Origin of the sequence: Bacteroides intestinalis (assembly GCF_003464595.1) — a bacterium.
GTDB classification, from domain to species: domain Bacteria; phylum Bacteroidota; class Bacteroidia; order Bacteroidales; family Bacteroidaceae; genus Bacteroides; species Bacteroides intestinalis_A.
The window spans coordinates 76995-103495 of sequence record NZ_QRZF01000021.1; the positions used below are offsets into that span (position 1 = coordinate 76995).

Genomic DNA, 26501 nt, shown 5'->3' on the forward strand with positions numbered 1-26501 from the left:
TAAAAGATTATATATTAGCTATATTTTTTCAATACAGCTATTAATTTAGCTCTATCTATGGGTTTAACAAGATATTCGTTGCATCCTGCATCCATAGCAGTCAGGCGGTCATTTTCAAAGACATGTGCGGTTAGGGCTATAATGGGTAATTCTGTATTGAATTTACGAATTTCAGCTGTAGCTGTCAGCCCGTCCATAACTGGCATTTTCATGTCCATGAGTAACAAGTCTATGTGACGTTTATGCAGTATTTCTATAGCTTCCTGACCATTGGCTGCATGCACCAGATTAAAGCGTTTCCGCAACAAAGCTGATACTAACTGGTAGTTGCTTTGAATGTCCTCAGCAACCAGAATCGTTTTACGTCCTGGAGTATTACTTAGTGAGGTTCCCGTAGTAATATCCTTTTTATCTGATGAGGTTGTTTCTTCTGTTCTTTGCAGGGTTATTTCAGATGGTATTTCCACCTCGCAGGGTAACAGTGCCCAGAATAATGATCCTTTGCCATACTCGGATTCAAATCCTACATTACCTCCCATTGCTTCCGCTATTGCTTTACAAATGGATAATCCCAAACCTGTTCCCTGTGCGAATTCGTCTAATTTTTCAAACCGGTGGAATACCTTGTTTTTCTTTTCGTCCGGTATACCGATTCCCGAATCTTTTACATAAAAATAGATTCCTTCTTCTCTGTATTCATAGCCCATCTCGATAGTTCCTTCCGGGGTATATTTGATGGCATTGGTTACATAGTTGGTAATGATTTGTGCAACACGGTTGCGGTCGAGAGTAACCAAACAGTGCTGGTAAGGATTGACAGCTACTATTTTTATCTTGGGGTTTGCAGCCCGTTGTTTCATGGAAGCAAACATGGAGTTGAAATAATCCGTCAGGTCGAATTCCTCATATTTCAGTTCTACAGAGCCGGCTTCCAGTTTGGACAGGTCGAGAATGTCACTGATTAGTTTCAATAACATCTCATTGTTGTTATTGATAATCTGCATGTAATCCTCTTTTTCTTCATCGCTTGCATACATCATCAGTCCGGAGAAGCCGACGATGGCATTCAGGGGTGTACGGATTTCATGACTCATATTGGCTAAGAAAGCAGATTTAAGCTTGTCCGATTGCTCGGCATGCATTTTGGCTATCTGTAATTCCTTAATCATCTCTTCACGTTCGGTTACATCATCTACGCGAATGACGATACCATCGGCTGTACCATCTTCAAGAAAAACAGGAGTTCCATATACTTCGACAACGTGTGCATTGTCAAGTTTGAATTTGATGAGCTCTGTCTGACGGGATTGGAAGGCACGTGTTAATATGCACTCCTCACACGGTGAGGTCCTGTTGTGAGCACTTTTGTAACAGAATTCACCTTGTTTGTAGGCCTCGAAAGACAGACTTTTTGAACAGGAAGAGATATTTTCCCACTGCACGCGATAGTCACGGCTGATATAGGCTAATCCGGAATTGGTATTGTTGAGTACTAATTCATTCAGGGTGACTAATTTCTTCAGTTCTTCTTTATTTTTGAGTAAAGTTAGTTCTGCTTGTTTATGTGCATCTATGCAGATGGTCATACCAAACATATATTTGTAGGGAGCATCATTCAGGGTGCTTGTTTCGAGCATACCACGGGTTTGCCACCATTGATAAACTCCGTCACCATTTAAATCGAGCTGGTATTCCAGTTCCCAAATGCCATTTTCCTGTTCAACGATGGCTTGCAGGGAATCATTGAACTTTTGTCTATCGTCAGGATGCACGCAGCTCAGGAATTTCTCTACTGAGCAGATGTCTGAAGCCTTTTTGGTAACTTCATTGAACCCTTCGCCAAAACTTATCCTGTTTTTGTCCGGTTCAAAGAACCAGGTAAAGGCATTCATGGCTCCCAAAGTAATTGACAGAATCTGTGCGCGGCGTTTAAGTTCGTTTTGCAGGCTTTGATCCCAGCGAGTATTCAGCAATAGGCGCTTTCCGTCATCCTCGATAACGCTCTTACGCACGATTGTATCATAGCTGCGCCCATCTTTCAGGTTTACCCGTTCCAGCCCCAGATAAGGAGTACCGGTATTGAATACCTCAAGATCCGTTTTCTGGATACGTGCCACCTGTTCTTCGTCCATAACATCGTAAGTTGTCGTATCTTCGCTCGTGCCGAACATACGTTTACTTTCTTCATTACAGAATACATAACGGAAGTTGTCTTCTACATCCTTGATGTGGATAGAGAGGGGAATGTTATTCAATATCTTATCCAGAAGTTGCTTCTTTTTATGGATATCTGTGTTGTTTTTACGGGTACCTACATATTTTAGTACCTGTCCGTTTTCGCTATAAGAGTATGGTGAACCGTTGACGAAGCAATATTGCCATTCGGAAGAACCGAATAGCTTGATACGTCCTTCGAATGAAAATGCGAAGTCTTCACCTGCACTCATTCTTTGCATTATGTCGACCATCTTTTTACGCTCATCAGGATGAATCGTTTCCAGATAAAGGTCCATTGACACCGGACGTGACTTGTCATATCCATTCAGAGGCTCGTTGTCACTGAAAAACAGCTGAGAATTAACATCAAACTCCCAAAGCATAATATCTGCTGTTTTTATGGCCATTTCTGTTTTTAGGCGGCTTTGGCGAAGCATTTCCTCTTTCTCCAAAGACTCCGTGATGTCTTCCATAATGATGACATAACTTGCCAGTTCTCCGTTAGGGGTATGAATGGGTTGGCCATTGCATTCCAAATGACGAATACCGGTACAGACGGTAGTGATGTATCCATCTACTTTTCCAAAATCATACGGAAAAGAAGTGAATATGGGTAATCCTGCTTTTATTGCATTTTTTATTTCATCGGTCACCACCGGACTGTCGTATATGTTTGGATGACTTTCTGCCATCTCTTTCATATCTGTCCCGAATATCCGGCAGAAACGTTCGTTGAAATACAGGATTTTTCCTTCAGCGTTGTAGACAGCTACTGCTACCGGAAGTGAGTTGAGGATAGTCATGCTCTGGTTATAAAGACTATCATATTGCTGCTGTAGTTTTACATGTTCGGCAATATCGTTTGCAAGTGAGTGTTTCTGTTCTTTTTCCATGCGTTTGAGCTGTTATTTATCTAAGTTCGTAAATACACACATTAAGATGCATTTATACAAGTGAAAAAAATACTGGCTAAGGGGTGTTAATTGGGAAATACTGTGCGTGCCGCTGTGTTTGTTGCATGAATCATCCTACAACGAATACATTCGTCTTGTATAAACAAATGCTGCATGATGACATGCTGCATAGCTGAATTAGAAAGCTGGCTGAGACGATTTTCTATCATACTCTGTTGCTATTACTTGAAATGACTTATTTCAAGGCGCAAACATAGATAAAAAAAATCATTTTTTATCTTCCTGTTGGCAGAAAAATTTCGAAGATTATCGGGATATTTTTTGGTATGCAATTCTGGGTGTCCCATTTGAGACATAAACCGTCCCACAACGGATAAATCCGTTTCGTACAAGGAGGTTTTGCATGATAATATTGTCTTTATGCGTATCTGCACGCAAGCTTGGATATTGCTTGGCGCACCAGTTTAAACAGATATCGCCGATGCCTTTGTAACTTCCGTCGGAGGCGATGCGGTGAATCACATAATAGGGATCATCATTCAACCAGGCTCCGTCTTCGATGATGGTATAAAAAGGATCGGGACTCGGAACAAAACAGAATGTTCCGACGATTTTTCCATGTTCATCTTCGCATACATAGCAATGTCCGTCGGTGATTTCTTTGGCAATCAGTTCATGCTGTGGGTAGCCATTGATCCACTGGTTTCCGTTTCCTACAGATGCCATAAATTTGCGGGCATGATCGAATATCTCCATCAGGCGGTCTAAGTCTGAAAGCTGGCTGGGACGAATTTGTATCATATCTGTAAACCTGTTAAGTTGCTTATTCCGGAATACAAAAGTACATGATTATTTTGATAAATGATAATTTATCACTCTATCACCTCACCACTTTATCACTCTTTTCTTTTTCCTTTCATTAGAAATTCTTCAAAGAATGTATCGCGGTAGCTGTTACCTATGGCAATCTCATAATTACCTATATAAATGTCATTGTTATCAAATGAATCGATGTGACGGGTATTGACGATATAGGACTTGTTTACCCGGAGGAACAGCTCCTGGGGCAGGAGCTCGGAGATACCTTTCATATTCATACGAGTAATGATGCGCTGCTCCGGGAGTTGAAGAATTACATAGTCTTTCAATCCTTCGATGAAGAGAATATCAGTGTAGTTTACTTTGAAGTATTTCCGTTCGGATTTCACGAAGAAATATTCGGAAGAAACATTGGTTTCAATGGCCTCTTTCTCCTCTTTCATCAATAATGAATGGTAGGAGAGGGCTTTCTGTACTGCCTTTTGGAAGCGTTCCGGTTCTATGGGCTTCACCAGATAATCGATAGCATCGACTTCATAGCTGTCCAGTGCATATTCCGTATAGGCGGTCGTAAAGATGATAAGTGTCCGTTTGGAGACGGTATGCGCGAACTCTATGCCGGTGATACCGGGCATCTGAATATCCAGAAAGATAAGGTCGACAGAATGTTCTTCCATAAACCGTGCGGCGGATACTGCATTATTGAACATACCCAGTAAGCAAAGCTCTTTATTTTCTTGCACCAGCATTTCCATGGCCTCGCGTGCCAGGGGTTCATCATCTATTATAATACAATTCATAAATCCAGTTTTAAAATTACTACATACTTGTTTTCTGTCTCGGCTACTTCCAGTAAATAGCGACCGAGGTATAGGAGCTCAAGCCGGCGTCGGATATTGGTTAACCCGATCCCACCCACATGGCTTTTGCCTGTTGCTACGGCAGGCTTGGAGTTCTCACACCGGAATTCCAATTGGTCATCCTCGACCTTAAAGAAAAGGTGGACGTATGACGGATGTTCGCTGTCGAAATTATGTTTCACCGCATTCTCTACAAATGGAATGAATAACAAAGCCGGTAATTGTATGGCATCGATATTACCTTCCTCTGTGATATTGTAATCAAAGTGATCGCGCCGTACCTTTTCCAGATTCAGATAGTCGTTCAGGAAACGGATATCGGAGCGGAGAGGTACATGTTCGCGGAAGTTATCATTCATCTGGTAACGCAATAAATCTTCCAGTTTGAATAATACTTTGGATGCTTCCGCGGGATTTTTCCGAATGAGTACATTGGCATTATTCAGCATATTGAACAGAAAGTGTGGATTTATCTGATTTTTGAGAAATCTCAATTCAGAATGCAAGGTAGCAGATTGAATTTCATCTACCCGCTGATTATAGAGCATCCAGTGACGAAGCAGGAGTATGGCGGACATCCCGGCTACGGTAAATCCCATGGCCAATACTCCCGATATGGCATTTACTACGATAGGCAACAGACTGTTATCGGATGTGGGTACCGAAATGTCGATGGTGAAAATTTGGAATATAGCTACAGCTATAATGACTATCAGACTTACTCCGGACACACCGAGCGCATATATCAACAGGCGGTTTTTCAACAGGAAGCGCGGGAATAGCCAGTAAAGATTGATATAGAAAACTGCATCAATGGAAATAAAATAGATGGCCCATCCCAATAACCTTTGGGGGAAACTGAGGGGACGCATGGGGACATTCCAGAGTATGTTCACTGTAATCATAAACACTACGAATTGCAGAAACAAGTGTCTTGCTGCCCGGTAACGTGGAGCAAGCAGGAAACTGGTAAAACGGTTATTAATCATTTCCCACCTCCTTTCAATTCAAGCTGAATGCTCTGGCCGGTTAATTCCAACCGGTAATTCTCTCCATATTGTAAGTCGAGGCGTTGCCGGATTTTATTCAATTCCTGCTCCGGTTCCAGACAAGGTATGGATACCTGACAGTTGAACAGAATGGTCTCATCTTCCGCTTGCAAATGAATTTCAATGGATGCGGATTGTTCTTCCTGTATTTCTATTTGCTTTACTGTGTACTGGATAAAAGGTATAAAGAGCAATGGGAATACAAATGTACGCCCTGTCTCTCCCGAAGCACTCATGTGGAAATCAAATTTATCCGAAACAAGTTGTTCCAGTTCCAGATAATTGGAAAGGAATTTAATTTCCGTATTTAGCAGCACTTTTTCCCGGTTACAGTCATACAACTGATAACGGAGTATCTGGCTCAGTTTCATTAACATTTCCGACGCTTTTCCCGGGTTCACCAATGCCTGTTCTCCTGAATAGTGGAGTACCCGGAATAACATGGAGGGACTAATTTGTTCTTTCAGATGTTCTATTTCGGACTGTAACCTGATTTTTTCCAGTTGCATCACCCGTTGGTTTTCCAGTATCCAGAGCCGCAACAGGACAGTCATACCGCCGCCCATGATGCTGAGAAGGGTCAATGGGAAAGAGGAAAGATAATCCATCACAAATGCCACCTTAGAATATCCCACGTAAATATTAGGTACAGAGAAGATATCGGATACAATATACTCCTGTGTAGCTTGAAAGATAAAAACTATGATTAAAGCACCTGACAGGGAAAGAATATACGTCAGATATCTTTGTTTGAGTAAGTAACGGGGCACCAGATAGAGCAAATTGAAATAAAAAATGCCACCGTAGAGCAGAAACATGTTGAAGATGAGAAGATAGGTCCACTTTCCCAACATCTCTATATAACCCTGACAGCTGAATAATACCAGATTACAGGCTATGACAAACAGTGCCACGACGACAGTGGTATGTCTGGCCACCCGAAAGCGTGAGCTGACGAGAAAGCGGTATAGAAAAGAATTATCATTGCCTATAATAGGTATTACTTTCATGGGAGTATCTTTCATTTGAAGTGACGAAGATAGAATAAATTCATATAAAACACTGGATTATCCTGAATTAAAACTCTATTTTGTAACTGATATTGGTCAGACCAGTTTTCTGTTCATTTGCCTCTATCTTTCCTGTTTTTATGTTATAGAGGTGCTGAATGAACTCTTTGCTGCCTGTAAAGTTGAGGCCTTTCACGGAGAATTCATGAGATACACGTCGTTTATTGATGCGGTAGCTTACCGTATAATTACCAATCAGCATCGGAGAGCGTTGAATGGAATATGCCCGCGTTTCATCATACTGCACTTCTTTGTCGGGGTGGGCCATTGTTGCTTCCACATCTATCGGAGCATAGCGTTCCCCACCTTGCAAGGTAAGCTTCAGGTTGACACTGAGAATGTTTTGTTTGTTGCGTCCCAGCATCCATTCTTTGCCGATCAGTCCGTTCAATACATATTTCCGGTTGAAACGTGTGTTATACCAGACACCGTCGCCACCGCAATAACGGGAGTCGAACAGAGAGGCGGTTATCATATAATAAAGTCCTTTGTTCAGTGCCCGTTCCCAAGTGAAGTCTACACCGAAGTTGCGTCCTCGTCCTTTGTTCACTAAAGCGTTTTCCACGAAGAATTCATCTCGGTTAAGTACGGAAAAGGAACTGTCGCGCATGACGGGTACATCGTATAGAAACTGAATGTAAGGTTCCACTTTCAAGCTTGTATTTTCTGAAACCTTATAGGCGAATGAAAGCATCAGATGGTGTGCTTTGGTGAAATCTAGGTTTTTGTTTACTGACTGGTCACCGGTGCTTTGTGTCTTTACGAAGTAAACATCAATCTTTTCCATACGGCTGTACATGCCATAAGCCAAAGCAAAGGAAGTTCGGGCATTGGTTTGCCATTTCAGGCTGGCACGCGGTTCAAGGGTCCAGTGGTTATTTAGTGTAAGCAGTTGGCCGTGCAATCCGAAGTTCAGGCTTAGTTTGTCGTTTATTCCCCATGCAGAGCTGTTGTAGGCTGAAATCAGGCTGGTGTTTCCATCTCCTTTTGAAATTGTTTCCAACGGTTGATCGATGAATGGAGCAAGCTCGAAATTCATATTGTAGAACATCTGTGTGAAGGTGAATCCGGTTTTGTTGGTAAAACGGTTGCTTACTTTCCGGTTCAGTGACGAAGTCAGTATCAGGTTCGTGCTTCTGCTGTTCTGATCGATGTAAGGTGAAGGATTAAATTCTCTGTCGTAAGTGGTTTGAATGGCCTCCTGGTCGGAATAGGTTCCGGCAAGTGTGGTTTTCAGTAAGGTGTTTTCATTAAAGAAGTAGCGATGGGTAACACCACCGGCTGCCATGTACTGGGTGGAACGTCCCTGTCCGGCATCTTCCAGGTAATCCCATTTATCAGGATTCTTTTCGAGTGAACTTTTGTATTTGTCAAGCAATGCAGTACCCCATACGGCAAAGGTACCTGCATGGCGGGTGGGGAAGTTTAGTTTGAAGTTCAGGTCCTGATAGTCCATCTTTCCACCTAAGTCAACGTTCAGTAATCCCGTAGTGGAGTAGCGGTAATTGAAGATATATGAAGCCTTATGCTTCTTGCTTAACGGGCCTTCGGAAGCGAAATCTATTCCCATGATGCCTACCTGGAATGTATTCTCATTTCGCTGGTTGTTCCCGTTGCGTAGTTTCATGTCGAAGACGCCGGAAACGGCATTACCGTATTCTGCCGGAAAAGCACCTGTGAAGAAGTCAGAGTTTCCTAAAACCTGTGCACTGAGTGAGGACAGAATTCCACCTCCTAAAGTGGCGATATCTGCGAAATGGTTTGGGTTTGGAATTTCCACATCTTCCAGTCGCCACTGCAATAAATGCGGAGCATTACCGTGGATGGATATACCATTATTGGAAACGCTTGGCGTAACTCCGGCAAATGAAGCAACCAGTCGGGCCGGGTCGTCAAATCCGCCTGCGTAGCGGCTTGCTTCCTCCACGCTGAGCATACGTGCTCCTGCGACAGCCATTTTATTCATTGCTTCGTTCCGGTTGTGTGCATGCACCACTACTTCGCTCAGTTCGTTTACGCTTTCCAGCAAAGCTATTTCCAGATAAACTTCCTTGGCAGAAGTTACCAGAATCTCCCGTACGGTTGCCGGTTCGTATCCCATAAAAGAGGCTTGTACAGAGTGGCGGCCTACCGGAACCTTGGGAAGTGCAAAACGTCCGAGACTATCGCACATCATCCCTAAACCCGGAATGTCCGTCAACTGTATCGTTGCGTAGGGTATAGGATGCCCCGACGCCCGGTCATTAACCACTCCTCGTAGTGTTTGTACGGGACGTCCACCACTTTGTGGGATATTCTCATCATTGACTGATGCTTGTCCGGGGATATTAGAAACTTCTTTTCCGAAAGAGCAAATTGAAATTAGTAATGCGGCTATTACTAATACTTTAGTTTTATCCATCTTTATCGTTTTTGATTTAATGCGACAAAGATAGGTCTCTGCTATATGCTACTTTTTTATTTGAGACAAACCGGATGGGTTTGTAGACGAAACTCGGAAATAGCAGCTAAAGCTTGCTCTGCTTTTTCTTCGGGTACAAAAATGTGATCATGATAGTATGCAGCAACCACATTGGCACTAATATTCTTTTCTGCCAGTTTTGCTGAAAATGCAGCCGTTAGTCCCACAGCATCCAAACTTGAATGGACATTTAGGGAAATGAGTTTATAAACGGATTCATAATCTATATTTTTATCAATAGCCTCTTGTTGGGTGATGATAAGTGTCAGCCCCTCTTTTTCATGAAAGAAGCCGATTGGGTTCAATTGATGCACGTCATCCCAATGGAATTCGGGAAAAGTACAAAAAACAAAACTGCGTTCATCCAGAATAGGATCTATACTGGATAATAATATGTCTAAATCTTTAATGCCTGCCATAACGTATTGATTTATATTCGTTTTCTTCTTGTTGATGAAGTGATTCTTAATATGACTTCACTTGCAAAAATAGTACTTTTTTTATGATTTAACGGAAGAAGCCGTAAGCTATTTACTTTCTAACTTAACCCATGATTTACAGTTTATTTCTTTCAGGAATTCCTTATCATGTGATATGGCAATCACCGTTCCTGTATAGTCCCGGATGGTTGCCGTAATAATCTCGATGCTTTCAATATCCAGATTATTGGTCGGTTCGTCCAGTATGAAAACATCCGGGGTATTATCTGCAATCATCAGACAACAAAAGGAGAGACGCATCTTTTCTCCACCACTAAGCAATTTGCAAGGCTTGTTCCATGTAGCTACTGGAAAAAGGTAACGGTTCAATATCGTTTTCAGTTCATGCTCCGGTAGATGACGACGGTTGAAATGGTCCGCCTGTTCCAGAATGCTATATTCATTATGGATAAGAGAGTATTCCTGATCCAGATAAACAGTGCTGAAATCAATGCGGTCGAGTGTTCTGTTGACGGCAGCAAGTTCGCCGCAAATCAGCTTTAGCAATGTAGTTTTACCACTGCCGTTATTGCCTTCAATATAGAAGCGGTCGCCACTCCGTAACTGAAAGCTTAACGGTGTTGTCCACATGGGTTGGGGAGCATCCGGATATTGAAAGTTCATTTCTTTTGCAGTAGCCAATATCTTACCTTCATGCAGAGTGGAGGCATTGAAGTTTGTTTTTAGTTTCTCTGCAAGGGGAAGAGTACTTTTTATGTTTTGCATATCCTGCTGTAGCTTTTCTGCTTTCTCGGTATGTACACTTTTTAGTTTATTGGTACTTACTTCTGCTCTGTTTTTCATAGCACCCATCATAATGCGGGGAATGCCTTTCTTGATGGCGGCCTTTTCACCCCGTACATTCTGTTTTGCTTTTTGTTCCGCCAGTTCACGGGCTGTTTTCTTGGCAAGACGCAGGGCTTTTTGTTTTTCTTCCAATTGCTCTTGCAGGGCATTCAGTTGGATTCCTTTTTGTTCCTTAAAGAAATCGTAATTGCCGCCATAGAAAGTTAGTCCGTTAGAGGCTAATTCGCAAATGGCAGGTAACTGGTTTAATAGGGTACGGTCATGGCTGATAACAAGTACAATGGCCGGAGTACGCCGTACGAAATCATATAACCGTTGCCGTCCTGTTGCGTCCAGATGGTTTGTTGGCTCATCCAGCAGAATAGCGACAGGTGAGTGTAATTCCATGCCGGCAAGGAAGATACGTGTTTTTTCTCCCCCGCTTAATCCGTCCATCAGACGGGAGAGGGGAATGCCGTCCATTCCCCAGGCCGACAAGGCAGCTTGGGCACGTTCTTCAATATTCCAGTCATCATTCAGTGTGGTGAAATGTTTTTCAGATACATCTCCGTTCAGAATGGCATGTAAGGCTTCCAATTTGCCATCTATCCTTAAAGCCTGTGCAATGGTCCGGTCATCATATTGTCCGAAATGTTGAGGCACATAATAGAGATGTTCCGGGTGGCTGACCGTTCCGGTTGTAGCAGATAAATCACCTGCAATAATCCGCATTAAAGTGGATTTTCCACAACCGTTGTTTCCGGTTAGTGCCATTTTATCTCCCGGGTTGATAACAAGGTTCAAATGTTGGAATAAGACTTCTTTGTCGGAATGGACATAGCTAAGATCTCTGATAATAATACTCATGGTAAATACTGTGTTTAAAGAGGTGAATACACTGTATCAAAAAGTGCTTTGGATACAATAAAATCTCGATTGTGGAGGGGATAGACAAACACAGTATTGGCTAAACATTCACGTTTGTGATGCTCAGCGTTCTGAATTATAAAGCATGTAAAAAGTGATGTTTACCGAAATGTTTGTCTTTACTTGGAAATTCTCATCGTAGTAATTATTAGTTAGTGGGTGCAAAGATAGGTATTTCTTTTGGATATTGCAATATTACTATCAAAAGGGGGATATTCTGAGTGTTTCGATAAGCCTTCAATTATTAGCCTTTTAGGTAGAATACCGTTTTTAAGAAGATTTTCTTAAATTGTAGAATAAAACCATATATTTGCCAAATAAAACCATATATTTGCAAAATATAGGGTGTATCTCATCAGAGAACAATTAATCATTATATTTAATTTATCTCAATAAATCTCGTATGAAATCTACTGATTCCGAACAAGAAGGAGTCGGTATGGAACTGGAACAGTACCGTAACCGGCTCGAACAAATGGTCGAAGAAAAATCTAAGGACCTGATTGCCATTCAAGAGAATCTGGAAGCAACCAACCGGCGGCAGGCATTATTCATAAAAGTGTTGCAAATACTACAACTGGAACCGGACATACCTACAGCCATGAATATGGCACTTGCTGAAATAGGCCGCTATACTGGTGTTGACCGGTTGGCAACATGGGAAAACCATCTTGACGGGGTCACATACGGATGCACCAACGAATGGTGCAACGATGGTATCGAGCCGGCCATAGATTATCTACGGAGTATGACCATTGAAGCGGGAAAGCCGTGGTTTGACATGCTCGAAAAGAATCATATCATCTGTACGTCCGATATCTATTCGCTCGACCCCTTTATTACCCAGATGCTCGAGGTACAGGGCGTAAAAGCTATAGCCGTTTTTCCTCTGTCGCAGTTAGGAGTGCATTTCGGTTTCCTGTCATTTAACTTTTGCTGGAATAAGCAGTGGGATGAAAAGGACGTGGAGTTAATGAGTCAAATGTCGCAAATTGTATCTACCGCTACGAAACGTTGGCAGGTAGAAACATCCCTGCAATTGTCTCAACGAACTATGCAGAAGGTGTTGGATAACATCAATGCCAATATTTTTGTTTGCGATTATGACACACAGAAGGTGCTCTTTGCAAACAAACCTTTCAGGGAAGAAGCCGGACAGGTTTCGGAAAATGCAGAATGTTGGAAAATGCTGAATGCAGGATTGAACGGTTTGTGTGCGCATTGCCCGAAACCACAGTTGCTTGATGCCAACCGCAAGTTCACAGGTGTTCATTTCTGGGAAGACTACAATCCCGTAACTGAACGCTGGTATACCATTCAGAGTATGGCGATAAAGTGGCTCGACGGACGATGGGCAATCATGGAATTGGCTACTGATATCACTACCCGTAAGCAGGTAGAATTGGAGTTGATTCAGGCCAAGGAAAAAGCAGAAGAGTCAGATAGACTAAAATCGGCATTCCTTGCTAATATGAGCCACGAAATACGTACTCCTCTGAATGCTATTGTGGGGTTCTCGAGCTTGCTTGCCGAAGCCAATGATGATGAGCGTGAATCGTATATGTCTTTGGTGGAGGAGAACAACGAACTGTTGCTCAATCTCATTTCCGACATTTTGGATATTTCTAGAATAGAGTCCGGTGCGGTGGAGCTTACTATAACACGGGTGGATTTGCCCCGACTTTGCCGTGAGGTAATTTCCACTTGTTCGCATAAAAAACATGAGGAAGCGGTTGTACTGCGTTTTGACGAAAGCTCACCACAGATAATGGTTGATGCCGACAAGAACCGAATCATGCAGGTACTCTCTAATTTCGTAACGAATGCCTTGAAATTTACGACCAAGGGGTCGGTTACTCTTTCCTATAGATTGGAAAATGATACTCAGCTGCGTTTCAGTGTGACGGATACTGGTAAGGGTATTCCTGCTGAACAGCAGCATGAGATTTTCAGCCGCTTTGTAAAGCTCGATTCATTCTCTCAGGGGGCCGGTCTTGGATTGTCTATATGCCAGAGTTTGGTAGAGCGAATGGGAGGAGAGATTGGAGTAGATTCTTGTGAGGAAGAAGGTTCGTGCTTCTGGTTCACACATCCATATACGCTTGATGTCTCATTGGACACGGATACTGTAACAAAGGATGGTGACCAGGTTATAAAGATCATTTCAAGGAATTATAAACCTCTGATTCTGGTGGCCGAGGACATAGACAGTAATTACTTGCTGATCGAGGCACTCCTCAGGAAGGATTATCGTCTGCTGAGAGCACATGATGGTAATGAGGCTATAGAGCTTTTCAATACTCAATCTCCTGATCTTATATTTATGGATATGAAGATGCCGGGTATGAACGGAATAGATACAGTCGTTATGTTAAGGGAAGGCGGTGCCCGGGTACCCATCATTGCACTTACGGCATTCGCTTACGACGATGACAGAGCATTGGCTCTCAATGTGGGTTGCAATGACTTTTTGACCAAACCTGTTTCGCCGCTCGAGTTACGCAGGATGGCCAGTAAATGGATAGGGAAATAAGCCCAAAAAATCAAAAGGATTACTCCATGGAAGATGCATCGAATGACAGAGGTAGCAAAGCACCTACATTCTTCATCTCATAGATACCCTTTTTCCCGAAAAGTAAAATGCGCATGGGGTGCTTGAAGCGTTTTTCCGTTTCAAGCATTACCTGGCGGCATGCACCACAAGGGGGAATCGGATCATCCAGGAAATCTCGTTCATTGCGTGCGGCAATGGCAAGAGTTCCTACTGCCTGATCGGGATATTGGGAGTTTGCATAAAATAAAGTGGTACGTTCGGCACAAAGTCCCGACGGGTAAGCTGCATTCTCCTGATTGGTACCTGTTACAACTGTACCGTCTGCCAATCGTGCAGCGGCGCCTACTGAAAAGTGTGAATAGGGGGCATAGCTACGTTGGGTAGCCTCACGCGCTGAATCTATGAGTTGGCGGTCGGCATCACTTAATTCACTATAATCGTATATTTTAATGTCAATTTGTAAGGTCAAATCTTTCATAAGGCAGCAAGGTATATTGTAATTAATGTTACAAAGTTAGGAAAGAGATTGGTAATTCCAATTCTTTTTAAGATTTTTGTACCTCAACTTATATTGCTATGAATAGAATGAACGCTATCAGACTCACTGCAATCCTGGCACTTCTGGTTTGTACCGTTACCGCCCAGGCGCAGCGCAAGAATGCCCGTTACGTGGAATATATAGAGAAGTATGCTCCGCTTGCTGTACAACAAATGAAGGAACACAAGATACCTGCCAGTATAACTCTGGCTCAGGGACTTCTTGAAAGTGGTGCCGGACAAAGTGCGTTGGCACGCAAAAGTAATAACCATTTCGGTATTAAGTGCGGTAGTAACTGGCGTGGGCGCACAGTGCGTCACGATGACGATGCCCGCAATGAATGTTTTCGGGCTTACAGTAATCCCAGAGATTCTTATGAAGATCATTCTGTTTTTCTGAAACGGGGTGCACGTTATGCATTCCTGTTCGATTTGAAGGTTACGGACTATAAAGGTTGGGCACGTGGTTTGAAGAAAGCCGGATATGCTACTGATCCCTCTTATGCGAACCGTTTGATAACGATTATAGAGGATTATGAACTTTATAAGTATGACAGTCGCGGTATGAGTAATCGTGAAAACCGTAATTGGGAGAAAGAACTGAAGAAGAAACCTTGGCTGGCTAATCCGCATCAGGTATATGTAGCTAATGATATAGCCTATGTTGTAGCTCGTGATGGCGATACTTTCCGTTTACTGGGTAAAGAGTTCGATATCAGTTGGAAGAAGCTTGTGAAGTATAATGACCTGCATAAGGATTATACGTTGGAGGCGGGTGATATCATTTATTTGAAAGGTAAGAAAAAGAAAGCTTCTAAGCGGTATACGGTTTACATCGTGAAAGATGGCGACTCCATGCATACCATTTCGCAAAAGTACGGTATACGTTTGAAGAACCTGTATAAGATGAACCGGAAAGATGATGAATATATACCGGAAGTAGGTGACAGGTTAAGATTGAGATAAATAGATTGCATATACTAAAAATGACTGCTTATAAGCGGTCATTTTTAGTATATGGCAGATATTGCTGTGACAGAATTAGAATGATAATCTCATCGTACAGCGTATTCCCTTTGTCTGAATGTCCGGATGATTGCGATAGTTCAATCGCCAGACATAATCAATGCGAAGGAACTTAAAGATATTTTCAACGCCTACACTTGCTTCCATATATGGAGCTTTTCCTAATGTATATGAACCTTTTGGGAAAAGATATAGCCCGTCTCCTCCATTCTTAGGATTATTCTTATCCGTCAAATGTCCCCACAACCCCCGGAAACAAAATACTTCCCTTGCTTTTAGCTTCTTTATAAGGGGCAGACGATTCAGAAGATTTCCATTCATATAGTATGTCAAATCCCAGGAAGCATATTCGTCACTGATAAATTCCATGGCGTTCATATTCGTATAGGCTTCCGGCTGGATGGTATAAGAAAGGTTTGCATTCGGCAGAATCAATAGCGGATACGGAACCTTATTCCATACCTTTCCGGCTTTAGTGATAATGTCGATGTAGCCAAAAGCTGAAAACCAGAAACGTTTCTGTATACCGATATCCGTACGATGATAATCGTAAGATGAGCCAAGCAGGTTTTTCTTTGCCATGACATGACTGAAATTGAAGATTAAAGCATCGAATGTTATCGGCACACGAGTATTGCGCGTTTGATAGAACTTTTCATTCTTGCCATAACGGAACTTCAATTCCAGTTCCGTCATATCATAGTGCTTGACATCACCGATCGTTCCATCCGAATTGATACGGTCGAAAACAGCATATTCCGTGGCATATTCGCGACGGTTACGAACAATGGCATTGTATGCCAGCCCGTTATATTGCTCGTATGAGTAGGTCAATTCAGCTTGCCGTAAATAGGTCGCCCGTGTATCCTTTTGACGCCTGATTGATAAAAGGATATTATCTTTGCTGGTGTACATGTACTGCTGTCCCAGCTTGTTGATATCATACATGTATTCAAGCCTGATTGAATTTATCGGAAATTCCTTGCGGTATTCTTTGCGTTCATTGAATGAATATTCAACAAGAGCATTGTACTTCAGCTTTTCATCTCTCGTTCCATAGGCCATGTAACCATCGAAGAACCAATTTTTATTGAGTGCGGGCGTTGTTGTGCCTCCCACCCGGAGGCGTGCCCCTTCGATTGCACTGCCGCTAATGGTAGAATTCATCGGACCAAATTCGAATTTATTCATAGCCGGGTCTTTATTGGTAGGGATATAGCCCGACACGAGAGTTGTGACGACCTTTTCCGTTACATAAAATACCGGAACAGAGCGTAACTTTACCATCAGTTTTTCCACAGAGTTCGGATTCTTTTTGATTGCTTCTTCCGGACGATTGCTTATCCAGAAATCATCCGGCTGGCGATAAGCATCTTTTGAGATGGTGACAGGTGCACCACTTTTAAAGATCTGGGCTTGTTCGGCATTGGGTTCTTCGAATGACTGGTTGCTATAGACATTCAAACGCCTTGCGTACATTCCTTTAGTTTTCTCACTTAACTTGAAATTTACGCTGATATCGTCTTTCTTAATAATACGGGTACTGTCCGGGGTCCGTTCGAATATCTGCTCGATAGTCATTCTGGAAACAAAATTCAAATTGATATCCTTAGGAACATTGAGGATTGCTTTTTGAACAAAATAAGTGGAGTCGAGCGTGACATACAGATGTCCGGTAAAACCGAATGTTTCCGAATTGAACGGAACAAATCCGAGATCCACACACTTCTGTCCATTTACGTTTAATGTATCCATCAGATAGTATTTGTAATAGTTCGGCCCGATTGTGGAAAGTGGGCTTACAAACCGCTGTAGAAATAATGGTATGTCATTTTGGAAAATATCGACTTCCCTGAATACTTCGCTCAGAACCTGCTGGATACCGTCGCGTGAGAATATTTCATCTACACCGGACGATTTGTTTCCTTTTACTATATGTTTCTTAGACTTTGGGGTCTTACGGTAATAGACCGTTTCAATTTTTTCTTTCTCCGAAACCGGCAGAATGGTGGTGCCAATATCAAGCGTATCGACAAAATCGGCCAGGAAATCGAACTTGCCTGACTTGCCATTCTTTTTAGGCTTTGGTTCATACTCATTCATGGCGAAGACCATTTTTTCATACCGGTCGTATTGGAAGTAGTCATGATTATGGGGATCATTACTTTCACGTAAAGCAATCACCTGCCTCACAAATGTAACAGCCGGATTCTCTTTCTTGCTGTATTTCTCCTTTTGAGGTCTGACAACCACTTCATTCAACATAATTCCATTTGGAACTAATTGTATTTTCAGGTCATTTGCTTTCCCCGAGATGACTTTCATTTGTTTCTTGTCATATCCCAAATACGATATTTCCAGAATCTTATCGATGGTTGGGGTAGAGAATGAAAAGTTCCCATCACCATCGGTGGCTGCTCCTATGGTTGTACCCTCAAATTTAAGAGATACATAAGGCAATCTTTCGCCTGTAATCGAATCGGTTACGATTCCTTTTATTATTGTATTCTGTCCATTCGCCACCCACACGAAGAAGAAGGACGCTAACAAAAAAACAATTTTTTTTCCCATTGTAATCTCCTATTAATTAGTCGGAGAAGTCATATTGTGTATAATTCTTGCCCTTCTCATTCATGCGTAAACCTTTAAATTCAGACGATTGAATATCAATAGTCAGTACGAACGACGTAAACATCATCCTGCGCTTAGCTTTCGTATCCGGAATAATCGGAGTGATGGTCAGCGCGCAGAGATTCCCTTGTTTCGTAATTTCCATGTCGGCCACTTCTTTGATATCCGTACTATCGCTATCGCTCGAAAGTAGATTTCTGAGAACAATCAGAAGAACTTCAAATTGCTTATGGGTTACTCCCTTAGCTATGCTTTCCTGACCATCATTGATCATGGTGAAGACACCGTTGTCCATTATCAGCATATCTTTCCCTTCATTAAACGTCATGTATGCTTCATTAGGCTGTATGAAGTGAAATTTACCTTTGGTAGCAGCGTCTTCTGCCACTGCTGCATGATGCTTAGTCCGAATCACGGTAGCTGTAAAGGTATTTATGCCTTTGTATCGTTCGGCTACTTTCCGGATATCAGCTTCTTGTGCCGATAAGGCGGTACACAAGAGGATGGCAGTGATAAATAGGATATATAATCTTTTCATACATGTAGTTTAAGTATAAAGTCCTCCGTTAATTGAAATCACATTACCGGTAATGTAACCGGCGTTTGGCGAAACCAGAAAGCCAACCAGTTCGGCCACTTCCTCGGGAGTACCGAAGCGGTTGGCGGGAATGGTCTTCTTCAGTGTGTCCTCGTCGAGTCCCTCTACCATATCTGTTCTGATAAATCCGGGGGCGACAGCGTTGACGGTTACATTTTTGCGTGCTACTTCCTGAGCCAGTGCTTTCGTGGCGGCTATGATGGCTCCCTTTGCTGCGGAATAGTTGGTCTGTCCCGGCATTCCTTTGACACCGCTTACGCTTGCCATATTGATGACACGTCCGAACTTACGGGCTAACATGGATTGCAGCAAGGGTTGTGTTACATTGTAAAAACCATCGAGACTGATGCTGAGTACACGATGCCAGTCGTTTTCAGGCATGAATATCAGGAGGTTATCACGGCGTATACCGGCATTGTTAACCAGTACTTCGATGTATTCTTCAGGATGGGCGTTCTCCCATGACTCGATGGCTTTGCTGGTCTGTTGCCGGTTGCTTACGTCGAACATCAGTATCTCGCCATCCTGTCCGGCCTGGCGTACCAGTTCCAGAGTCTTTTGGGCCTCTGTGGCATTGCTTACATAGTTGATAATGATGTGGTAGCCCATTTGAGCTAATTTTACACAGACAGCACGGCCAATGCCACGGCTGCCTCCGGTTACTAATGCATACTTCATTGCTAGGTCTATTTTAGTTTTTTACTATATTCCATATCGGTTCCTTTCCTAATACTTCAACACAAGTGAAGAGTGCTGTCATAGTCACGCCATGTAATCCGTGTAGCATCAGGTTTTGTCCTGTGAGCATCAGGTTGGGGATAGGCGTACGAGGTGAGAGCAGGGTGAGCATCGGATTGTTGAAATCTTTGCGCAAACCGTAAGCAGTCCCCTCGGGAGTGAGAGTATAGTCACGATAGGTGAGCGGTGTGCTGGTGTAACATCCGGTAATCATATCGCGAAGGCCGGGAATGAAACGTTCAGCCAGGGCAATACACTCGTCTGCAACATGTTTTTTCATGGCTTTATAATCATCACCGCGGCGTCCCACATTGGTATGGTTCCATTGCTCACATTTGCTCCAAGGCATCGGAGTGAGAATATCCAGTTGCTGTACATACTTGCTGTTATCCTCTGGTATACGGCAACTTACCAGTACACCGCTTACAGGACCATCTTTCTGGTAGAATGTCCATACATCCGGTTGTTTATAAATATATTGGTTCCAATTAAAGTATCTGAGAGTTTGCGGCTTGATGCGGAGCGATACGGTGAACATGCCGAAAGTATTCTCCAGATGAGTAATTCTGCTGCGATAAACTTTCTTCATCCTGCTGCTTTGTTTCACCAGATTGCAGGTGACAGCAGGGTGGATATTGCTGATAAAAATAGTGCCTTCGTAGATTTCTCCATTAGAGCATACTGCATGCACCAGTTTACCGTCTTTTTCCACTAACTCCTGAACTTCGGCATTACAGATAATCTCGCCACCATGCATACGAATGCCATCAGCCAGTGAGTTTACTATCAGAGAACCGTCCCCTTTTAATCGCCAACTGCTTTCAATGAAACTTCCGTTACCATGAGCGAAGGTGAACAATGGAAGAGATTCTTTCCGTAATTCCATTTTCAGGGAAGTGCCACAGAGTACATTTATCAGTAGCGGATCATGGAACGTTTCTGTCAGATACTGATAAGCGCTTGTTTCAAAAAGCCGGGAAAGTAATGATGACTCTCCGGTTTGAGGATTCAACGCATCGAATTGCTGTTCACCGCACTGTTTCAGCATATCTGCATATTTGTTCAACGCATCACGTTCAGCTGGAAAGGCTGCTGTTAATGTTTCGACAAATGCATCATATCCTTGTGCAAAATTGAAAGTCTGATTTCCGATTGTTACCCGGTCGAAATGGTTGTCAAGGCGTTGCCATGGAAGACGCAGCAGTCCCAGGTGCCTGAATGCAGAGTGTAGTGATTGTCCCTCATCCAGACCTCCTACATAGTGAAAGCCTGTATCGAAAGCCAATCCAAGCCTCCTGTAGCTTTGGAGGCATCCACCTGCTTGTGTTCCTCTTTCAAGCAGAAGAACGCTCATACCGGCTTTCGAAAGAATGTGTGCACATTCCAATCCGCCCAGTCCGCTACCTATGATAACTACATCGTACTTCATTCTTTATTCTTATTAATCATTCTGAAAATGGCCGGTTGTACCACATAAGAGATCACTACTGCCGAAATCATGCCCACAAGAGTGGAGAATCCTACTGATTTGATGGCAGGATGTTCGGCAAACAGCATGGAACTCACAGTAACAATCAGGATAAATGCACTGAAGAATATGGCTGTCTTGTGATAACCCAGCAAGCGAGAGTTCTCTTTACCGCCAATAAGTCCGTTCATCACGAATATGCTATAATCAACCCCTATACCAAATATAAATGTAGAGATGATAATGTTGATGAGATTGAACCGTACATCAAAAATCACCATTGCCCCCAACACTATAAGCCAGCTCGACAAGATTGGCATAAAACCGAGCAGGGTATGCTTGATATTGAAATGAAAACTGAAGAAGAGTACGATGAGTACAAAGAGCATGGAAACCCATTGCAGCACATTGAAGTCGTCATTCAATTGGATCAGTGTATCTGTGGTATAATAATAGGTGTCGAGCACAAGCAGGTTAGGTGATGAAACTATAGCCTCACAGATACGGTTATAGTCACTTTCCTTGCTGTGGATAGAGTCGTTTTTGCATCTTACGGATGTAAAGCACAGATACTCGTCGTTGTAGGACTGTTCCATCAGAGTAGACTGGTAGCCTTCCGGAATAATACTTGCTTCGTAAAGAGCGTCAGGCTCATAATCAGCAGTTGCAAATTCAAAGAAAGGAGAGAATGCATCGGGAATAAGACCGGCTTCGGGAGCTGTCTTATTGATTAAATCGTGTACTAGTTGGAAGCGTTCTCCGGTCCAGAAGTTTTTCCATGCGTCAATGCGTTCTTGTTGTACATGCAAGGGTACAAATATTTGATTCGTATGGGTATAGCTCTTCACAAGTCCGATATTTTGCAAGGAATCGAGTTTGGCAGCCATGATTTCAAAATTCTCTATGGCTTCTTCCATCGTTGCCCCTGAACTTGCGAAGTACTTCTGCTTGTCACCTGTATGGGTTTTGGAACGAAGCAGATTCTCTGAATATGAAGTACTTTCGGCTTTATAGCCTAAGTTGTGCATGTCGGCATCGAATTGGGTTCCTCCGGCAATATAGAATCCTATACACACTATCGCAGCGGTAAGTATGGTGAAAAGCAGGGGTTTTTTACGGTCGAACGGGTAAGCATTAATACGGTCGATGATGGCGAATGCATGGTGATTCAACTTGTTTTTCCTTGGATTGAGGAACTGTGGTAAAAATACCAGGCTGAAGAATGTAGTCCCCACAATGGCGAAAGCAGCGAAGAGACCAAAGTCCTGTAACAGTTCTGTCCGAATGAAGATAAGTCCCATGAAGGAACCAATGGTGGTAAGGCATCCTAAACAAACAGGTTTGACTTGATCGCGCAACACTTGTTCGGGATCACTGATATATTTATAATGCGTAATGATATGTAGTACATAGCTGAGTGCCACTCCCAGTACTACTGCTCCGATACCGAGTGCCAACAATGAGAAATGTCCTTTTATAAAATACATTGCAGCAAGTCCGAAGAGAGTGCCGAATACCACAGGAAGCAGTAATAGCGGTATGGTATTGTAGTTGCGGAAGCAGATAGAAATAAAGATAAGAACCAGCACTAACGAGCCGATAATAGTTCCTTTCAGGTCCGATTTTATTCGCCATGAATTATAGAATCCACTGGCAGGAGTACCGTGATAGCTGATTTTTACGTCGGGAGCAGAGGCAGAAAACTGTTCTATCTGATCATTCAATATGCGGAATAGGGTAGAACCCTGTCCCGTATTGGTAGCTGAATACATGGGGGTAATAAATGCTACACACACCGTGGAGTCTTGAACGAAGAAATGCCCGTTGAGGGTTTTGTAGCTGCCGGCTGCCCCTTCGGTAAAAGGTTTCATCTGTTCTATAAGTAAACTACGCAGTCCTATAGGATCCATCTGTATAAGTTCGGGAAACATACTTCCCACCGGGCTCAACAGGTCATCGTGGTTAGCTTTCATTTGCTGCTTCATGTGTGGGTAGGTAAGCATCGCATCGAGATGAGTGTAGACGCTTGTGTCGATATATGCCGGTAAGTGCGCACTCATATAATCGATAACGTCCAGCATCAGGTCATCGGGCAATCTGTAGAAAATGTTTCCGATGACCTGATGTGTTGAGTCCATGGCTGCATTTCTAGATTCCAGAGAATCAATGAAAGCATCACATATCTCGGTTATATGTTCCACAGAGGCTCCATTCTTTCCTTCAAAGAGCAAGAATGTTTTATCCTTGATGCGCAGGTTGGCAAAGGCGAGTTTGGTAGTACCATCTTCATTTTTCGATGAGGGCATCAGTTTGTTGATGTCTTCTTCCAGATATATTTTTGAGGCAAAATATCCGAAGAAGGCATATAAAGCAATCATTGACACCCAGAAAACTGCGCGATGATTACGGAAAAAGCGATAAATCTTTATGCAGAATTCTGTCATGCTACCATCTCTTTATATCTTTATTATTCATTCTGCCCGAAGTGTGATTCTATATAATCATAGAGATTGTTGAAGGTCTGAATCTTCTGCAAATCGGTTACGGGGATTTTGATCTTGTAGGTATGTTGGATAATGGCTACAAGATCCACAAGACTGAGACTGTCCAACGAGAGTGTTTCCTTTACATTGGCATCCGGTGTAAAAAGGTCCTGATCAATTTCAAATTCTTCAGCCAATATGGCATTTACCTGTTCAATAATACTTTCACGTGTCATAATAATTTTCTTTTTAAATGGTTACTATAAATTTCTTACAATAAGGGTTGAGTTTGTTCCGCCGAATCCAAAGGAATTGGAAAGGAACATATCAAAGTGCGCTTCGCGCGTTTCCGGTAATATATGGATACGGGCAGTTTCTTCATCCGGATTTTCAAAGTTGATGTTTCCTGCTATAAAGTCGTTCTTCATCATCAACATCGAGTAGATCAGTTCGCTGGCACCAGCCATCCACATCTCATGCCCTGTCTGGCTTTTGGTGGAGGTTATGGGAACCCTGCAATCGCCGAATATCTGAGCTATGGCTGACGCTTCTCTGCTATCTCCGATACGTGTAGAGGTGGCATGTGCATTGATATAGCCTATTTGTTGGGGAGATATACCCCCCTTGTTCAGACACAATTCAAGCGAACGGGCCGGCCCTGCTACATTGGGAGTGGAAATATGATCCCCATTACCCGAGAATCCCCAACTTACTATTTCTGCGAGTATGGGTGCCCCTCGCTTCACGGCATGTTCGTAGCTCTCTATGATTACTGTTGCCGCACCACCACCGGGTACCAGACCGTCACGGTCGCGGTCGAACGGACGGCTGGCTTTGGCGGGATTGTCTTCACGTATAGAGAATGATTGGATGCCGTCGAATGAAGCCACGCTGTATAAGTTGGTTTCCTGAGCACCGCCGCATATAATGCAATCCTGCATTCCGCTACGTATAAGTGTATATGCCAATCCTATAGCCTGGGAACCGGATGCACATGCGGCTGAGGCCGTCAGGTTAATACCGCGCAGTTTGAACAGGCAGGCAAGATTCATCGTCACGGTAGAGTTCATCGACTGAAAAATGGCACCGCTGCCACAAGCAGATGTATCCCTGAACTCACGAAACTTATCGAGCGCCTGCATGGTAGCTTCAGCTACGGAGTCGTTTCCATAGATAATGCCGATCTCATTTCTGTCCATATAATCTTGATCCAGCTTTGCATTTTCGAGAGCCGACCGTGTGGCCATATAAGCATATTGAGCTTCCTCGGGCATGAAATGCCGTAAATTGCGTGGGATGAACGGTTTAAGGTCAGGACGCTCTACATCTGCACATAATGCGGAACGGAATCCGGCATCTTTACGTTCCTGTCTGAAGATAATGCCGCTTTTTCCGGTATATAGCGAATCGCGTACATCTTCGAGTGTTTTTCCGAGGCACGACCATATCCCCATGCCTGTGATTACTACTTTTCTTTCCATATCTCTTTTTATCGTTATTATAATTTCTTTTTATAGCATCGTCTCCTTTTTGTCAGGGTGGGATGTAGAGGTTTCCATTGAGTCAGTTCTTTTACATTGTCTTCCAGTTGCGGACCTGTCTCAGCCCATTTGAAGTGACGCTCATTGTAAACCGGTATCAGATCATCGAAGAATAGTGCATTTACCCCGAACCCCTGATAATCGGGACGAACAGCTATCAGGAGTAGTTCGACTTTTTCTTCCTTTTTCCATTTTAAGGACCGGATCAGATGATACCACCCTAAGGGAAAGAGCTTCCCTTTGGTTTTTTGCAGGGCATGAGATAGACTTCTCATGGTTATTGCCACTCCTATCACTTCTTCATTTTCATTCTGTATGACGGGTAACATTTGCTTGTCGATCAGAGGGAAATACCGTTTAACGTACATATCCACCTGTTTGTCTGATAATTCTGTATAGCCAAAGAGGGGAGCGTAAGCGGTATTCAGGAGTTCGAACACTTTCCTTCCATAACCATGATTCGCAACATCATCGTTGGTTAATTTCTTTACGTGAAGACCGAACATCTCTTTCGAAAGTTTGGTGACACGGGCATATTTAGTTGGAATTTCCTTGGGTACTTCAATGCAGATTTGTACCCAATCCACTTCTTTTTCATATCCTAATACCTCCATGTGTTTAGGATAATAGGGATAGTTATATATTGTAATCATCGATCCTAATTTGTCGAAGTCTTCAATGAGCATACCTTCTTTGTCAAAGTCGAAAATGCCCATAGGACCTTGTATAGAATCCATACCATGCTCTTTACCCCATTGTTCCACGGCTTTCAGTAACGTTGCTGATACTTCCAGGTCGTCAATAAAGTCTATGAATCCGAATCGGACATTTTTTGTTTGCCATTTCTTGTTGGCACGGTGATTGATGATACCGGCTATGCGACCTACAGGCTTTCCTTCATCATTGTATGCAATGAAAGGTTGTATTTCGGAAAATTCCAATCCAGCATTCTTACGTGGGTCGAATGTATTACGAATGTCCATTTCCAAGTCGGGAACGTAGTATGGACAGTCTGCATACAGCCAGTTTGTGAATCTCACAAAATCATCCATTTCGCGTTTAGTTTCGGCCTTTTTTATACTGATAGTTTTCATAATGGGAGTAAAAATATAAAAGGATTTTTTCACTACAAAATAGATGAAAAAAGATGCGCCTTATTAGCCAAAGTTTGAGGATTTAGGAATATCGTCGCTCATTATGATGTATTTATATGGAGATTTGTGACAATATTATTGATGTATATATCCTTCTCCTTTAGTTTGATTATAAGCTATTCATTTGCTTTACATAAGGGATTGTGACTTAATACAGAAATGGTTTACACCTATTTAACTAAAAACGGT

The 26501-nt window shown here is 42.8% G+C and carries 20 protein-coding genes; 2 read left to right on the forward strand and 18 right to left on the reverse strand.

The window, feature by feature from the left end; all coding sequences use genetic code 11:
• Positions 1-14 precede the first annotated feature (14 nt).
• From DWW10_RS21605 to DWW10_RS21640, 9 genes are all read right to left on the reverse strand, one after another.
• Positions 15-3110 carry a response regulator gene (locus DWW10_RS21605; protein WP_022393402.1) on the reverse strand — a complete coding sequence of 1032 codons (3096 nt, stop codon included), beginning with the start codon at positions 3108-3110 and terminating at the stop codon, positions 15-17.
• A gap of 86 nt (positions 3111-3196) precedes the next feature.
• Positions 3197-3340: a hypothetical protein gene (locus DWW10_RS26150; RefSeq protein ID WP_022393401.1), complete on the reverse strand. Its 144-nt coding sequence runs from the start codon at positions 3338-3340 to the stop codon at positions 3197-3199.
• Between the two features lie 97 nt (positions 3341-3437).
• Positions 3438-3932: a GNAT family N-acetyltransferase gene (locus DWW10_RS21610; RefSeq protein WP_022393400.1), complete on the reverse strand. Its 495-nt coding sequence runs from the start codon at positions 3930-3932 to the stop codon at positions 3438-3440.
• Between the two features lie 95 nt (positions 3933-4027).
• Positions 4028-4750: a LytR/AlgR family response regulator transcription factor gene (locus DWW10_RS21615; protein ID WP_022393399.1), complete on the reverse strand. Its 723-nt coding sequence runs from the start codon at positions 4748-4750 to the stop codon at positions 4028-4030.
• Positions 4747-5799 (reverse strand): sensor histidine kinase, encoded by a 1053-nt coding sequence (locus DWW10_RS21620; protein ID WP_022393398.1) that lies wholly within the window; start codon positions 5797-5799, stop codon positions 4747-4749. Before DWW10_RS21620 ends, DWW10_RS21615 begins: the two co-directional genes overlap by 4 nt.
• Positions 5796-6869, reverse strand: a complete 1074-nt coding sequence (locus DWW10_RS21625) for a sensor histidine kinase (protein WP_022393397.1) — start codon at positions 6867-6869, stop codon at positions 5796-5798. Before DWW10_RS21625 ends, DWW10_RS21620 begins: the two co-directional genes overlap by 4 nt.
• 67 nt (positions 6870-6936) lie before the next feature.
• On the reverse strand, positions 6937-9330 hold the full coding sequence (locus tag DWW10_RS21630) for a TonB-dependent receptor (protein WP_022393396.1): 2394 nt from the start codon (positions 9328-9330) through the stop codon (positions 6937-6939).
• Positions 9331-9386: 56 nt separating this feature from the next.
• A complete protein-coding gene (locus DWW10_RS21635) occupies positions 9387-9809 on the reverse strand; it encodes an ACT domain-containing protein (RefSeq protein WP_022393395.1) in 423 nt (140 codons plus the stop codon).
• 108 nt (positions 9810-9917) lie between these two features.
• Complete coding sequence (locus DWW10_RS21640) at positions 9918-11522, reverse strand: ABC-F family ATP-binding cassette domain-containing protein (RefSeq protein WP_022393394.1); 1605 nt, start codon at positions 11520-11522, stop codon at positions 9918-9920.
• A 463-nt stretch (positions 11523-11985) separates the two neighbouring features.
• Here DWW10_RS21640 and DWW10_RS21645 point away from each other — a divergent pair, with 463 nt between their 5' ends.
• Complete coding sequence (locus tag DWW10_RS21645) at positions 11986-14115, forward strand: GAF domain-containing hybrid sensor histidine kinase/response regulator (RefSeq protein WP_118422172.1); 2130 nt, start codon at positions 11986-11988, stop codon at positions 14113-14115.
• A gap of 19 nt (positions 14116-14134) precedes the next feature.
• Here the strand turns inward: DWW10_RS21645 and cdd are convergent, their stop codons facing one another.
• Positions 14135-14614, reverse strand: coding sequence for a cytidine deaminase (cdd, locus tag DWW10_RS21650; protein WP_022393392.1), 480 nt, complete (start codon positions 14612-14614; stop codon positions 14135-14137).
• 107 nt (positions 14615-14721) lie between these two features.
• Here cdd and DWW10_RS21655 point away from each other — a divergent pair, with 107 nt between their 5' ends.
• Positions 14722-15639 (forward strand): glucosaminidase domain-containing protein, encoded by a 918-nt coding sequence (locus tag DWW10_RS21655; RefSeq protein WP_022393391.1) that lies wholly within the window; start codon positions 14722-14724, stop codon positions 15637-15639.
• Positions 15640-15714: 75 nt separating this feature from the next.
• Here DWW10_RS21655 and DWW10_RS21660 read toward each other — a convergent pair whose 3' ends face one another.
• From DWW10_RS21660 to DWW10_RS21695, 8 genes are read right to left on the reverse strand one after another with little or no spacing between them, the layout of a single operon-like run.
• Positions 15715-18270 (reverse strand): DUF5686 and carboxypeptidase-like regulatory domain-containing protein, encoded by a 2556-nt coding sequence (locus DWW10_RS21660; RefSeq protein ID WP_022393390.1) that lies wholly within the window; start codon positions 18268-18270, stop codon positions 15715-15717.
• A gap of 16 nt (positions 18271-18286) precedes the next feature.
• Complete coding sequence (locus DWW10_RS21665; RefSeq protein ID WP_022393389.1) at positions 18287-18868, reverse strand: outer membrane lipoprotein carrier protein LolA; 582 nt, start codon at positions 18866-18868, stop codon at positions 18287-18289.
• A gap of 9 nt (positions 18869-18877) precedes the next feature.
• Positions 18878-19606, reverse strand: coding sequence for a flexirubin biosynthesis SDR family reductase FlxB (gene flxB, locus DWW10_RS21670; protein ID WP_007209996.1), 729 nt, complete (start codon positions 19604-19606; stop codon positions 18878-18880).
• A 13-nt stretch (positions 19607-19619) separates the two neighbouring features.
• On the reverse strand, positions 19620-21095 hold the full coding sequence (locus tag DWW10_RS21675; RefSeq protein ID WP_022393388.1) for a phytoene desaturase family protein: 1476 nt from the start codon (positions 21093-21095) through the stop codon (positions 19620-19622).
• Complete coding sequence (locus DWW10_RS21680) at positions 21092-23578, reverse strand: MMPL family transporter (protein WP_022393387.1); 2487 nt, start codon at positions 23576-23578, stop codon at positions 21092-21094. The genes DWW10_RS21675 and DWW10_RS21680 overlap by 4 nt, the downstream gene beginning before the upstream one ends.
• Before the next feature lie 23 nt (positions 23579-23601).
• Entirely contained in the window at positions 23602-23853 is a 252-nt protein-coding gene (locus tag DWW10_RS21685; RefSeq protein WP_022393386.1) for an acyl carrier protein, read from the reverse strand.
• Positions 23854-23877: 24 nt separating this feature from the next.
• On the reverse strand, positions 23878-25098 hold the full coding sequence (locus tag DWW10_RS21690; protein WP_022393385.1) for a beta-ketoacyl-[acyl-carrier-protein] synthase family protein: 1221 nt from the start codon (positions 25096-25098) through the stop codon (positions 23878-23880).
• A 17-nt stretch (positions 25099-25115) separates the two neighbouring features.
• Positions 25116-26252, reverse strand: a complete 1137-nt coding sequence (locus tag DWW10_RS21695) for a hypothetical protein (protein ID WP_022393384.1) — start codon at positions 26250-26252, stop codon at positions 25116-25118.
• Positions 26253-26501: the final 249 nt, after the last annotated feature.

Excerpts from the sequence above, each read along its gene's own strand:
- DWW10_RS21605 (WP_022393402.1), bottom strand. The coding sequence starts at position 3,110 with ATGGAAAAAGAACAGAAACACTCACTTGCAAACGATATTGCCGAACAT.
- DWW10_RS26150 (WP_022393401.1), bottom strand. The coding sequence starts at position 3,340 with ATGATAGAAAATCGTCTCAGCCAGCTTTCTAATTCAGCTATGCAGCAT.
- DWW10_RS21610 (WP_022393400.1), bottom strand. The coding sequence starts at position 3,932 with ATGATACAAATTCGTCCCAGCCAGCTTTCAGACTTAGACCGCCTGATG.
- DWW10_RS21615 (WP_022393399.1), bottom strand. The coding sequence starts at position 4,750 with ATGAATTGTATTATAATAGATGATGAACCCCTGGCACGCGAGGCCATG.
- DWW10_RS21620 (WP_022393398.1), bottom strand. The coding sequence starts at position 5,799 with ATGATTAATAACCGTTTTACCAGTTTCCTGCTTGCTCCACGTTACCGG.
- DWW10_RS21625 (WP_022393397.1), bottom strand. The coding sequence starts at position 6,869 with ATGAAAGTAATACCTATTATAGGCAATGATAATTCTTTTCTATACCGC.
- DWW10_RS21630 (WP_022393396.1), bottom strand. The coding sequence starts at position 9,330 with ATGGATAAAACTAAAGTATTAGTAATAGCCGCATTACTAATTTCAATT.
- DWW10_RS21635 (WP_022393395.1), bottom strand. The coding sequence starts at position 9,809 with ATGGCAGGCATTAAAGATTTAGACATATTATTATCCAGTATAGATCCT.
- DWW10_RS21640 (WP_022393394.1), bottom strand. The coding sequence starts at position 11,522 with ATGAGTATTATTATCAGAGATCTTAGCTATGTCCATTCCGACAAAGAA.
- DWW10_RS21645 (WP_118422172.1), top strand. The coding sequence starts at position 11,986 with ATGAAATCTACTGATTCCGAACAAGAAGGAGTCGGTATGGAACTGGAA.
- cdd (WP_022393392.1), bottom strand. The coding sequence starts at position 14,614 with ATGAAAGATTTGACCTTACAAATTGACATTAAAATATACGATTATAGT.
- DWW10_RS21655 (WP_022393391.1), top strand. The coding sequence starts at position 14,722 with ATGAACGCTATCAGACTCACTGCAATCCTGGCACTTCTGGTTTGTACC.
- DWW10_RS21660 (WP_022393390.1), bottom strand. The coding sequence starts at position 18,270 with ATGGGAAAAAAAATTGTTTTTTTGTTAGCGTCCTTCTTCTTCGTGTGG.
- DWW10_RS21665 (WP_022393389.1), bottom strand. The coding sequence starts at position 18,868 with ATGAAAAGATTATATATCCTATTTATCACTGCCATCCTCTTGTGTACC.
- flxB (WP_007209996.1), bottom strand. The coding sequence starts at position 19,606 with ATGAAGTATGCATTAGTAACCGGAGGCAGCCGTGGCATTGGCCGTGCT.
- DWW10_RS21675 (WP_022393388.1), bottom strand. The coding sequence starts at position 21,095 with ATGAAGTACGATGTAGTTATCATAGGTAGCGGACTGGGCGGATTGGAA.
- DWW10_RS21680 (WP_022393387.1), bottom strand. The coding sequence starts at position 23,578 with ATGACAGAATTCTGCATAAAGATTTATCGCTTTTTCCGTAATCATCGC.
- DWW10_RS21685 (WP_022393386.1), bottom strand. The coding sequence starts at position 23,853 with ATGACACGTGAAAGTATTATTGAACAGGTAAATGCCATATTGGCTGAA.
- DWW10_RS21690 (WP_022393385.1), bottom strand. The coding sequence starts at position 25,098 with ATGGAAAGAAAAGTAGTAATCACAGGCATGGGGATATGGTCGTGCCTC.
- DWW10_RS21695 (WP_022393384.1), bottom strand. The coding sequence starts at position 26,252 with ATGAAAACTATCAGTATAAAAAAGGCCGAAACTAAACGCGAAATGGAT.